Origin of the sequence: Blautia hominis (genome assembly GCA_002270465.1) — a bacterium.
In the GTDB taxonomy this organism is placed as follows: domain Bacteria; phylum Bacillota; class Clostridia; order Lachnospirales; family Lachnospiraceae; genus Blautia; species Blautia hominis.
This window is the reverse complement of record NQOF01000007.1, coordinates 1-12,861: the sequence shown is the minus strand read 5'-3', so window position 1 is coordinate 12,861 and position 12,861 is coordinate 1. Positions and strand designations below refer to the sequence as shown.

Annotated in this window: 9 protein-coding genes; 8 read left to right on the top strand and 1 reads right to left on the bottom strand. The window is 47.9% G+C overall.

The genetic code is table 11. The features are described from left to right. Positions 1-14 precede the first annotated feature (14 nt). From CI595_RS19995 to CI595_RS19970, 6 genes are read left to right on the top strand one after another with little or no spacing between them, the layout of a single operon-like run. The gene (locus tag CI595_RS19995) at positions 15-1,157 is read left to right on the top strand and encodes a HEAT repeat domain-containing protein (protein ID WP_095175398.1); all 1,143 of its coding nucleotides are present in this window, start codon (positions 15-17) and stop codon (positions 1,155-1,157) included. Continuing rightward, on the top strand, positions 1,150-2,592 hold the full coding sequence (locus CI595_RS19990; protein ID WP_095175397.1) for a glycosyltransferase family 2 protein: 1,443 nt from the start codon (positions 1,150-1,152) through the stop codon (positions 2,590-2,592). The genes CI595_RS19995 and CI595_RS19990 overlap by 8 nt, the downstream gene beginning before the upstream one ends. Next, the gene (locus CI595_RS19985) at positions 2,582-4,486 is read left to right on the top strand and encodes a GGDEF domain-containing phosphodiesterase (protein WP_095175669.1); all 1,905 of its coding nucleotides are present in this window, start codon (positions 2,582-2,584) and stop codon (positions 4,484-4,486) included. The genes CI595_RS19990 and CI595_RS19985 overlap by 11 nt, the downstream gene beginning before the upstream one ends. Positions 4,487-4,542: 56 nt before the next feature. Next, positions 4,543-5,415 carry an SIR2 family NAD-dependent protein deacylase gene (locus CI595_RS19980; RefSeq protein WP_095175668.1) on the top strand — a complete coding sequence of 291 codons (873 nt, stop codon included), beginning with the start codon at positions 4,543-4,545 and terminating at the stop codon, positions 5,413-5,415. Positions 5,416-5,419: 4 nt separating this feature from the next. After that, positions 5,420-6,226: a protein-ADP-ribose hydrolase gene (locus CI595_RS19975; protein WP_095175667.1), complete on the top strand. Its 807-nt coding sequence runs from the start codon at positions 5,420-5,422 to the stop codon at positions 6,224-6,226. 26 nt (positions 6,227-6,252) lie between these two features. After that, on the top strand, positions 6,253-7,938 hold the full coding sequence (locus CI595_RS19970; protein ID WP_095175396.1) for a DUF4091 domain-containing protein: 1,686 nt from the start codon (positions 6,253-6,255) through the stop codon (positions 7,936-7,938). Positions 7,939-8,270: 332 nt separating this feature from the next. On the opposite strand, the gene CI595_RS19965 is transcribed toward CI595_RS19970, so the two are convergent. Continuing rightward, positions 8,271-9,194 (bottom strand): LysR family transcriptional regulator, encoded by a 924-nt coding sequence (locus CI595_RS19965; protein WP_095175395.1) that lies wholly within the window; start codon positions 9,192-9,194, stop codon positions 8,271-8,273. Positions 9,195-9,424: 230 nt separating this feature from the next. Between CI595_RS19965 and CI595_RS19960 the strand changes: the two genes are divergently transcribed. Both CI595_RS19960 and CI595_RS19955 read left to right on the top strand, forming a co-directional pair. Continuing rightward, complete coding sequence (locus tag CI595_RS19960) at positions 9,425-10,729, top strand: NCS2 family permease (RefSeq protein ID WP_095175394.1); 1,305 nt, start codon at positions 9,425-9,427, stop codon at positions 10,727-10,729. Between the two features lie 15 nt (positions 10,730-10,744). Next, the gene (locus tag CI595_RS19955; RefSeq protein ID WP_095175393.1) at positions 10,745-12,466 is read left to right on the top strand and encodes an adenine deaminase C-terminal domain-containing protein; all 1,722 of its coding nucleotides are present in this window, start codon (positions 10,745-10,747) and stop codon (positions 12,464-12,466) included. Positions 12,467-12,861: the final 395 nt, after the last annotated feature.

Sequence of the window (12,861 nt, the reverse complement as noted above, 5' to 3'; positions counted from 1 at the left end):
TAAAGGAGGAGCCAATGCATGTACTTTCAATCAAGCCGGAAATGATTCTCTATTTTTATATGGCAAGCTGCCTGGCTGTCCTTGTGTTTAATATACTCTATATATTTGTGGATAAGTATAAAGGCCGGCGCCTGGAGCACAGGAGTCTGGAGATGGTTGACGAGATCAGCGGGCAGATACAGGACACGAAGGAAGGCAATATACAGGAGGCCTATTTTTTTGGTCTGGCCCGCAGACTTAGAAAGCTGGAAAAGCTGAGGGCGTTTGAGTTTTCCATGGATGAGATACAGAAGACAGTGCCAAAAGAGGATATGAAAGAGTATCTGGAGCATCTGCGCAGGGTTTTTCTGGAGCTGGTCCCCATATATGAAAAGAGGGATGAGATCGAACAGGCATATTTTGCCAGCCTTGTGGAGAAATTTGAAATTGACAGAGGGCATAAGGGGTATGACGGTCTGATGGATCTTATGATACGGATGGTAGTGAATAAAGGGGTGTATGTCAGGGAAAATGCGCTGAAAGCCCTCTATATGATGGGGAATAAAGAGGCAGTGCTGGCAGCCTGGGAGAAGATGGAGGATAACGAGATCTATCACAGCAAAAAACTTTTGTCAGATGGCCTTCTAAGCTTCACCGGTGACAGGGGTGAGCTGGCCCGTCTGCTGTTTGGCCACAGGGACAGATTTGAACCACGTCTGATACTGCCTGTCATGCAGTTTATCCGGTTCTTAGGTGAGGACTTCAGGAGTGGATTCCTTGAAATCATGAAGAAAGAGACAGAGGATAAGGAAATTCGCCTGGAGGCAGTCCGATATTTCAGAAAATACCCATACGGACCGGCAAGAGAGGCACTGCAGAGATTTTTGCAGTACCATGAATTTCTGGACTGGGAATACGCCGCGGTGGCTGCCCAGGCGCTTGCGTCCTATCCGGGGCCGGATACCGTAGACTGTCTGAAAGAAGGGCTGAAAGCTGCTAACTGGTATGTGAGGCTCAATTGCGCGGATGCGCTCATTGTGGGACTTAAAATACAGAAAAAAGATTTATTCGACGTGTACAATGGCCGTGACCGTTATGCCAGGGAGATTTTGCATTACGTCACAGAAAAAATAGAGATTAAAGGCCAGGAAATGGAGCTGAGGGAGACAGATGTTTGAATTTGTTAAGTATTTTTATACCGTAGTTGGTGTGTTGTTCGTCATCTACCTGCTGGGGTATTCCACATTTCTGATAGCCTCTGTGATCGCCGGTTCCCTTGACCTGTATAAAGAGAGCAAAAAAAGAAGGTACCACAATGAGATCGATCATGACTATTATGTACCGGTGTCTATTGTAGTTCCCGCATATAATGAGGAGATTACGGTGGTTGATACCGTAAAATCCCTGCTGATGATGGATTACAAACTATATGAGATAGTGGTTGTGGATGACGGGTCAAAGGATGGGACAACGCAGGTACTTCTGGATGCTTTTCATCTGAAAAAGGTGATGCGGCCTATAAACCGCCAGATAGGATGCAAAAAGGAACAAAATGTATATGAGGCGGTGGTGAATGGAATCAATATCACTTTGGTGCAGAAGATAAACGGCGGTAAGGCGGATGCCCTGAATATGGGGATCAATGCGTCCAGATATCCATATTTTATATGTATGGATGCGGACAGTGTGCTGCAGAAGGACTCTTTAAAATATATTGTCCGCCCTGTTTTGGAGGATGATACCATTATAGCTGTAGGCGGTCTGGTGAGGATATCCAATTGTGCAGTGCTCAGTGAGGGAGAGCTGGTGGACTATCACATGCCCTGGAATCCCATTGTGGGAATGCAGATACTGGAGTATGACCGCTCTTTTATGGCATCCCGGATCCTTATGGATAAATTTAACGGCAACCTGATCATATCCGGGGCATTCGGGCTGTTCAAAAAGGATATGGCTGTCAGCGTGGGCGGTTATGATGCTTCCACCATGGGGGAGGACATGGAACTGGTGGTTAAACTCCATGCTTTTTGCCGTATCAACAAGATACCTTACGGAATACGCTATATTCCCGATGCCATCTGCTGGAGCCAGTGTCCCTCCAGTATAGGGGATTTGAAGAAGCAGCGGAGGCGGTGGTTTTTAGGACTTTTCCAGTGTCTGAATAAACACAGGAGAATGTTTATGGCCCCAGAATTCGGAATGGTGGGTTATATTTCATATTTATACTATCTATTGTATGAATTGCTGTCACCATTTATCGAACTGTTCGGGCTTGTGACTATTCTTCTGGCATATATGGTAAATTTGATAAATGTGCCGTTTATGATAATGTTTTTTCTGATTTACGCCCTCTATGGAGCTGTTTTGACCATCACCGCGTTCTTTGCCAGAATCTATACACAGAATATCAAGTTGTCCGCGCTGGATGTGGTGAAGGCTGTCTATCTGTGTATTGCGGAGAGCGTTTTTTTCAGATTCATTCAGGCGTTTACCAGAATGACGGCATTTTTCGGATATAAGAAGCGGAAAAATGTGTGGGGGCAGATTAAAAGACAGAAAATACATCTCAATCAAACAGGCGGAGAAAAGGGGAAAACAGGAGATGAAAAATAGGAAGACAGGAAAAATGCGCAGATCCCAAGTCATGTGTCTGGCAGTGTTTGCCGCAGCCATGCTTTTTTGGGCACCCTCTGTATGCCGTGCAGGAAATGAGGTTTATGTGGCCGGTATGCCGGACTCCTGGCCATTTGAGTTTTACAGCAAGGGGGAGAATGACTACAAAGGGGTGCTTCCTGACCTTTTAAAAGAGGCTGGGGATGCTGCGGGAATCACCATAAAGTATATAAAGCCTTCCGATAAGGACAGGCGTCTGGCTCTGGCTGGGAATATTCAGGCCGATGCGGTCTGGACCCTGGGACTTACAGAAGATGAGATAAACGACGCAGGTCTTAAAAAGGGCCGTGACCTGATCGTATATGAGAATGACAAGAAAGAACAGGCAATAAGCCTGGCTTATACCAAGAGTATGGAGGACGGAGATATAGAAAAACTGGAAGAGGCTTTTCTGAATATTGATAAAGCGAAGATCCAGGGGGTTTATGCAGGCTATGCTGCTAAGGGGGATGACGCTGCAGGGAGAGCAGGCATTTATCTTTGGACCATAGTGGGACTTTCCGTTTTTTCTGTGTTGATCCTGGTGACTTTTCCGGTTTTCTTTTTGAGAAAGAGGCACCAGATGGAGCTGATGGCTTATAAAGACGACGTTACGGGCAGAGATAATCTTACATCCTGGAAGCAGAAATTCTCAAAATGTATTGTGGAGGAGAACAGAAACCATTATGCTGTGCTCTTTTTGTATGCGGGTATTGACGTGGTAAGCCATATTTACGGATACAAGGAGGCGGAGAATGCACTTCAACTGATCAGTGATACCTGTGAGTCCCTGATCAAACCTGAAAAGGAGGCATTTTCCAGGTTTAATGAATTTTATTACATTTTCTTCGTAGAGTATACCGGTGTGGAACAGCTGAAAGAGCGGGTCAGGGACATGCAGGAGCAAGTGGTGGAGGCGTTTAAAAAACAGCAGAAAAAATATTTTCTGGAGATGCACACAGGTATCTACAGAATGACCAGTGTGGACGAGGACCCTTTGAAGACCATCCAGTTCAGCGAAGTAGCTATGGAATATGCAAAGATGCACGTCCAGGATTACGCCCTTTATGATGAATATGTGGAGCGGGAGACCATATCCGGTTATGCCATGGAACATGAGGCGATCCACGGGCTGATGCATGAAGAGTTTATCATGTATCTGCAGCCCATGGTGGACTTGGAAAGCGGCAAAATATGTGGAGCGGAGGCCCTGGTCAGATGGCAGAATCCCAACCGGGGGCTTTTAAGACCAAATGATTTTTTAAATGTCATGAAGCGCAAGCAGCTCACAGGAAAGATGAATATGGAGATTTACCGGCAGGGCTGCCGGTTTCTGAAGGAGGAGGCAGAGAAGGGGAATTCTCTCAGACTGCTGTTTAACTTTACCGTTGAGAATATCGGTGACGAGCAGTTTGCAGGGCATTTGTATGCCATAGCCGAACAGTATGAGATCAGCCGGGATCAGATCATAGTCCAGTTAAACCAGATGGTGGAAATGAGTCAGTCAGATATTTACATGAAGACGATAAAACAGCTCAGGCAGTATGGGTTTGATGTGTATCTGGCAGGTCTGGAGCTGGATAGGGTTTTCTTTCATTATCTTTACTGCGGAATTAATGGGATTAAACTGAGGCAGGAAATGATCAGTGAGATCCATAAGCCCCAGGGAAAAGTGGTAGTGAAAAGCGTAGTGGAATTATGCAGGAAGCTGAATCTGGAGGTGCTCAGTGTAGGGGTGGAAGATGAGGAACAGGAAGCCTTTTTGAGAGAACTGGGATGCACTATGGTCAGCGGGTTCCACTATTACTATCCTGTCAGCCGGGAAGTGTTTTGTGAGCTGACAGGGGGAAAATGACCAAACACACAGAAGTGATACAGGACGGAAGGCAGGAGGGATTTGCGGTGGAACAGATGGATGCATTAAGCAGAGAGGAAGGAAAGAAGGAGGAGGAACTGTACCGGGAGCTGCGGGAGGCAGAGGCGGTGGTGATCGGGGCAGGGGCAGGTCTTTCCACCTCTGCCGGATATGTTTATACCGGAAAAAGATTTCGGGATCACTTTCATGATTTTGAGATAAAATACGGTTTTCATGACATGTACAGCGGAGGCTTTTATCCCTATGAGACTCCTGAAGAATATTGGGCGTATTGGAGCAGATATATTTATCTGAACAGATATCAGGAGCCGCCAAAGCCGGTTTTTGAGGATCTGCTTAAGTTGGTGGAGGGCAGGGATTATTTTGTGCTGACAACCAATGTGGACCACTGTTTCCAGAGGGCCGGATTTGACAAAAAACGGCTGTTTTACACCCAGGGGGATTTTGGACTGTGGCAGTGTTCCGTGCCGTGTCATGAGAAAACATATGACAATGAAGAAGTGGTGCGCTGCATGTTTGCAGAGCAAAAAGATATGCGCGTTCCGGGAGAATTGGTTCCTCTCTGTCCGGTCTGTAAAAAGCCCATGAGCATGAATCTGAGGGCAGACGATACGTTTGTGGAGGATGCGGGATGGCATGAGGCCAGCGGACGGTATGAGCAATTCCTGAAGGCGCATGAAAACAGCAGGGTTCTGTTTTTGGAACTGGGCTGCGGGATGAATACGCCGGGGATCATTAAATTCAGTTTTTGGCGTATGGCTTGTGAATGGCCGGGAGCGTCCTATGGGTGTATCAATCTGGGAGAGGCTTTTGCACCCCGGGATATAGAGGAAAAATCCATCTGTATCAACCGGGATATCGGCGGGATCTTAAATATATGGAGGAGGAGAATGGAAGATGAAAGCTAAGGATATGTCCCAGGAGGAGCGTTTGGAGTATCTGATCCAATATTTGTGCCGGGATTCTGTCCGGTACAAAGGTCTCAGGGTTGAAAAAGCGGAACGGCGCGCCACACTCCGCTCCCTTATGAATATCCGTATGCCGGGGCCGGTTTCAGAGGAATTTCTGGAAATACAGGATGCCTTCCTGCAGCAGGAGGCCGCGGAAAAAGGGATTGTGCAGGTGGAGGCCATTCCCACCATACAGGAGGCGTACGGGATAAACGGAAAGCTGGGCAGCAGGATTTCCCTGTGGCAGGGGGATATCACCAGACTGTCTGTGGATGCCATTGTAAATGCGGCCAACTCCGGGATGCTGGGCTGTTTTGTTCCCTGTCACGGATGCATCGACAATGCCATACATTCTGCGGCAGGTTTAGGCCTGCGGGAGGAATGCGGGGAGATCATGGAGAGACAGGGATATGAGGAGGCCACAGGAAAGGCAAAGATAACCGGTGCGTACAACCTGCCCTGCAGATATGTACTGCATACAGTGGGACCTATTGTGTATGAAGCCCTTACAGAACACCACTGCAGACAGCTTTCCTCCTGTTATGAGTCCTGCCTTAGCCTGGCTGAAAAAAACGGGCTGGACAGTGTGGCATTTTGCTGTATATCTACCGGAGAGTTTCATTTCCCTAACGAAAAAGCAGCGGAGATTGCGGTGGAAACAGTGAGGGAATGGCTGGAACACAGCAGGATAGAGCGGGTGGTATTCAATGTGTTTAAGGATGAGGACCTTGAGATATATGAGAAAGTTTTGCGGGACAGACTACAATAAGACAATGAAGTGAGAGAGGCATAAGTATGATACCTGGGAGAACAGATTTTGAAATGAAAATTCTAAGTCCACTGGTCAAAGTATTTCCTGAAGAAGCGCCTGTGGAAATGACGGAAAACATGAGGTACAGCGGTTTAAAAGGAGAGACGGTCTCGTTTCAGGCGGCTTATTATGGCGCCTGTATGACAAAGGAATACGCCCAAGTGGCAGTGGACTCTGAAATCAGGGATTGGATCCGCATCCGGAGCGTGGAGCTGGTGCCTTCCGCCTATCCCTGCAACGCGGCTTATGATGACAATTACCTGCGGACAACTCCGGGAATGTTCCCGGATTTACTGAGAGATTTAGAGGACAGCAAAGCAGCGCTTATCCCGCGGCAGTGGAGGGCCTTGTGGATCGACGCGGAAATTCCGGAGGATGCCGGGGCCGGAAGTTATGAGATCGTGATTTCTCTGAAAAACGAAAAGGGTGAGGACCTCTGCAGCGGCCGTGGGGAGATAAAGGTCATTGATGCCCTGCTTCCAACGCAGAAGCTGTATCACACAGAATGGTTCCATGGGGACTGTCTTGCGGATTATTACGGAATGGAGCCGTGGAGTGAAGAATACTGGGAAATGCTTGAAAATTACATAGAAGTCTATGGAAAAAGAGGTATGAATACGATTCTCACTCCTGTGCTGACGCCGCCTCTTGACACGGCGGTGGGCGGTGAGAGAACAACCATACAGTTAGCTGTCATTAAAAGGGAGAAGGGACATTATTCTTTTGATTTTTCGCGTTTGAAGAGGTGGATCGCGCTGTGCAGAAAATACGGGATCCGGTATTTTGAGATTTCTCATTTGTTTACACAGTGGGGAGCAAAATACGCGCCTAAAGTGATCGTACGGGAGGACGGGGAAGTAAAGAAAATATTCGGCTGGGAGACAGAATCCGATTCTTTGGATTACCGGGATTTCCTGAAAGAATACCTGCAGGCCCTCACTTCCATACTGATAGAGTGGGGGATGGAAGATTATGTGTATTTTCACACATCCGATGAACCTTCGGAAGAGCATCTGCAGTCATATCAGAGGGCCAGAAAAATGATAGAACCTTATCTGCAGGGATTCAAGACAATAGACGCGTTGTCGGATCATGCGTTTTATGAAAAAGGTCTGGTGGAAAAGCCGGTTCCGGCCAGTGACTGCATCGAACCCTTTCTGAAAGCAAAAGTTCCCGGACTTTGGACCTATTACTGTACAGCGCAGTGTACGGCGGTTGCGAACCGCTTTATGGCAATGCCTTCCGCAAGAAACCGCATTTTAGGTGTGCAGTTGTACAAGTTTGGAATAGAGGGATTTTTGCACTGGGGATTTAATTTTTATAATTCTCAGTTTTCTTTGAAGCATATCAACCCGTATGCTGTGACGGACGCTGATTCCGCATTCCCATCCGGGGACGCATTTCTGGTATATCCGGGGGATGATAAGAAGCCGGAAGAATCCCTGCGTCTGATGGTCCTTTTCCATGCCATGCAGGATATCCGTGCCATGGAACTTTTAGAGCATTTGATCGGCAGGGAAGCGGTTGTGAAAGAGATGGAGAAGGGATTGGGAAGAGAGATCACTTTTTCCGAATATCCGGTGTCTGATACATGGATTCTGGATTTCCGCAGAAGGGTGAATGAGAAGATAGAGGAGATGACAGGTAGAATCAACACAGAGATGCCCTGAATGAAAACCGGAGTTTTTTGCAATGGTTTCATATAGGGAAAAGGTACTGGAGTATGCCGGGTGAATTTGTGATATACAATAAGCAGCAGACCGCTTGTCCTATACGGATGGGCGGTTTTTTGTCATGCGGGAAAGCCGTGCGGATGTACGTGCAGGTTAAGGCTGTCCCATCGGAACTGCTGTGCCCCTCTTCATCTCATCCGGAAAGAATGTCTGGGAGGGATGAAGAGAGGTTTCATCCGGAGCGGCTCTACTGTTACAGAGGCCTTCGGGATACAAAAAAGCTTCCGGCGGGAGCGCAGGCATATTTATCAGCCGCCATGGGCATTCTGTTAGGGAATGCGGAAATAATCTTTTGCTATCTGAATAAAATCCATAGCATAGGAAGTCAGATAGGCACCCTTCCGGTAAGCCAGGATCGTACTTGTAAAGGCATCGGGGTCATGGAGGGAAAAGCAGACCGGAGGGGTGGCAAAAGTCATGTTCTGGATATAAGTTTCCGGCGCAAAGCAGATCCCTTCATTTTGCTGGACAAGCAAAAGCGCAGCCTGTGTATTCCGTGTGTAGAACGGAACTTTTGGTTCTATACCGTACTTTTTCAGGAGCTGTTCGGTTATGGCCCCTGTATTCTGCTCCGGAAAATGCAGAATGAATTTTTCGTTTCCAAGCCGGGACAGATCCATCTGGGGATAAACACAGTCCTGACAGGAAAGGTTTCCTGCTTCTTTGGCAAGAGGGTGGGCTGGGGAGACCGCCAGCAGGATCTCTTCCCGGCCCAGAGTTTCATATTCCAGTTTGGGATTCAGGTTTCCGTCGCTGAAGATCGCAAAATCAATCCGGCTGTCTGTGAGAAGACGTTCCTGGATAGCGTAAGTCTCCTCCAGAAAGTTCAGACGGATATTGGGATGTATCCGGCGAAAAGCAGGCAGGATCTTGGGGATCATGCAGGAACTGCGCATCAGGGGAAAGGCAACGTTCAGCTCGCCGTCATTTAAGGAACACAGATCATCCAGCTCCTTCTCCCATTCATGGGTCAGTTCCAGTACACGGGATGCGTATTCCATATACCGTCTTCCGGCATAAGTTGGGATATAGCAGTTATCAATCCTGCTGAACAGCTTGACACCCAGTTCACGTTCCAGTTTTCCGAGATGTTTGCTGAGGGTTGGCTGGGAGATAAAAAGCTCCTGAGCGGCTTTTGTCATATTCTGATGTTTGGCAATACAGAGCACGTAGTTCAATTCGTGGATGTTCATAGATTTTCTTCCACCTTTCCGCAGACAGTGTTTTAGGTTGGCCATGGGATTTTTACCCGGCTGTTGGACGGCACAGTCAATGTCAAGACCTACTGGATCGTTACCGAATGGCTGCCACTATTCCACTTTGGAATAGAATTTATAGTTAAGATGAATTAGACTTCCGATCAGGGTTATCATACAATGAAAATGGAAAAGAATCAAGGAGATACGAATAGGAGAGAATCTATATGAAACAGTGGCTGGAAAAACAATTTAAATTATCAGAGTTTCATTCAAATGTCAGAACAGAGCTTCTGGCCGGTCTGACTACATTTGTGACCATGGCCTATGTTCTGGCAACAGTGCCCAACATGATGGAGTCCGCGGGGCTGGACAAGCACGTAATGTTCACTGTGCTGATCTTGCTGGTCATCCTCACAACCTGCGCAATGGCGTTTTATACAAACCGCCCCTTTGCACTGGCGCCGGGACTTGGCAGTGTAGGTATCGTAACCGCAATGATAGCAAATGACGGGATCGCACCGGATGTTGCCTCCGGCGTAATATTCTGGAGTGGCGTGCTGTTTATCGCAATATCCTTTTTGGGACTCAGGGAAGCAGTGGTAAAAGTCATTCCCGTAAGCCTGAAACACGCAGTAAGTGCAGGTATCGGCCTGTTTATTGCGCTCTTGGGTGCAAAGAGCTGCGGCCTGATCATTGCCAACGAGGCAAAGAAAAGCCTGGGATTCGGTGACCTGACCGCGCCCACTGTGATTGTGGCAGTGATCGGCTTTGTGATCTTACTGATACTGAAAACAAGAAATGTGCCGGGGGATATGATCCTGGCCATTGCCATCACCACACTGGTGGGAATCCCTTTTGGCGTTACAAAAATGCCGGAAAGCCTGTTCACCATGCCGGCCAATATCGGCGGGCAGTTCCTGAACGTTGATTTTCTGGGAGCATTGAATTTTGCCTATATTCCCTTTTTGATCGCCCTTTTTGTCCCTGACTTTTTCTCCACCTTCGGAACCGTTCTGGGTGTAGGGGCAAAAGCGGGATATCTGGACGAGGACGGCAACCTTCCGGGAATCGACAAATGTTTCAAGGTAGATGCAGTGGCAACCAGCTTCGGCGCACTGTTCGGTATGCCCAGTATGACCACATATCTGGAGTCCTCAGCAGGTGTGGAGGCAGGAGGAAAGACCGGTTTGTCGGTGGTGTTCACCTCTATATTCTTCGGCCTGGCACTGTTCCTTGCACCGATCGCCCTTATGATCCCCTCAGCAGCTACTGCCCCGGTGCTGATGTATATTGGAATCAACATGCTGGGCGCCATGAAAAACATTAAGTTTCATGATTTTACAGAGGCATTTCCATCCTTTGTATGTATTGCGTTTACTATCTTCGGAAACAACATTGCAAACGGTATCTGCGCCGCGCTTCCGACCTATGTGGTGATGAAGATCTCAGCGGGAAAGATAAAGGAGATCCGTCCCGTTATGTGGGTGCTGGTGGCAGTCTGTCTGCTCTATTTCTACTCAATTGTGTAAGATGGGAGGTGCCTTATGGAAAAGGCGGATTTACTGATAAAAAACACAAAAGTCTACAATTCATACCTGAAATGTTTTATGCCTGCTGATGTATATGTGCGGGAGGGAAGGATATTCTATGTGGATACCAGACAGGAGGAAACGCTTTCTCCGGGTGAGGTGCTGGACGGCAGCGGATATCTGATGCTTCCCGGATTGATTGACATACACATGCATATTGAAAGCTCTATGATGACCCCGGTTTCCTTTGGGGAACGGGCAGCTTCCTGCGGGGTCACGACACTGGTTTCGGAACCTCATGAGATTGCTAATGTCATGGGAGTACAAGGAATCCACGAGATGATCAACGGGGCAAAAGATTCGCCTATTGAAGTTTTTTACGGAATTCCCAGCAGTGTTCCATCCACAAACGAGAGCCTGGAAACCACAGGCGGGGTCATCGGATTTGAGGAAATGAAGCATCTCATGAGAGAAGAGGGCGTTGTCTGCGTGGGAGAGATCATGAACTACCGCCAGATTGTCAAGGGCACTGAGATGGAGATCACCAGGTTTCTGGATTACCTCAGGGAGGAGGAGCCTCAGGCAGTGATTGAAGGCCATTGTCCCTCTTTGGTAGGTCTGGATCTGGCAAAATTCCTGTACAGGGGAATTGACGGGGACCATACAGAGCACACGCTGGAGGAGATCAGACAGCGTTTTGAAAATGGCATGTTTGTGGAACTCCAGGAGAAAATGCTGAAACCGGAGATTCTGGATCATATTATTGAAAACAGCCTTTTTGAGCACTGTTGTTTTGTCACGGATGATACCATGGCAGATGCTTTGCTTGAAAAAGGACAGCTTAACTATATTGTGAAAAAGGCCGTGGAGATGGGATTTCCTCTTGAAGAGGCAATATACTGCGCGTCTTATACCCCGGCAAGACGAATGAATCTCAGGGACAGAGGTGCTTTGGCACCGGGAAAAAAGGCGGATTTCCAGCTTGTGAAAGAGGAGGCATTATCCGGTTTTGAACCGGATCTTGTGTTCAAAGACGGGAAGGAGATCTTCCGCAAGGGAAGAGACGGAAGGCAGTTAAAGCCTTATGGCTTTCCAACGGAATTTTATCACTCGGTACATTTGGAGAAGATAGAGCCTGAAGATTTGGAGCCAAAGGTCCGGGTGAAGGAAGGCTCTGTGCAGGTGCGGGTTATTGAAGTAAGTGACGGCCGCACGCAGACAAGAGAAAAACATGTCTCTATGGAAGTGGAAAATGGCCGTTTAAAATGGCAGGAAACCGGGTGTGTGCTTGCAGTTGTGCTGGAACGTCATGGAAAGAATGGCAATATAGGTTATGGATTTGTGACCGGTGATTGTCTGAAACGGGGAGCGGCAGCTACCACCTATTACCATGACCATCATAATCTAATGGTGATCGGTGCTGATCCTGAGGATATGCTCATAGCGGCCAGACGTTTGATCGAACTGCAGGGAGGAATATGTACGGTGGAGAACGGTCAGGTGACAGCGGAACTTCCGCTGCCTGTATGCGGTATCCTTTCAGAACTTCCGGCGGATGATATTGGCAGGATGCTGGGTGATGTGAGAGGGAGCCTGGCGGGGCTGGGGTATGAGCATTATAATCCGATCATGTCGCTTTGCACGCTGGGGCTTCCGGTGAGTCCGGCTTTGAAATTGACGGATTTTGGGGTGGTGGATGTAGAAAAAGGGGAAGTGGTGGAATTGGTGGTGAGGTAGGATAGATAGGGCGGACGGAAGTGGCTGGGAGAGGACCGGGGGAGGGAGATGCGTGTGAGCGAAGCGTTCCGCTGCCACGGAGCTAACCTGCTCCCATCTACTAAATTCATCGGCAATGGCCTCTTCATTAAGTAGCTGGGGCAGGTGGATCTCCGCGGCGCTCCACTATACATCGCTCACACGCATCTCCCTCCCCCGGTCCTCTCCCAGCCACTTCCTGTTTGTCTATGACCCACAGATTCTAGGCAGGATGTAAGAGTAAATAACTTAACTTGTTGTGCTACTTTTAATTGAAAGACCTGTAAGCTGCCAAAAGCCCAAAAAGACCCCTTGTTGTTTTATGACTGTTTTGAATCAGAAGATGAGCTGTTTTATTTTTCCCATTTCACAGTTCT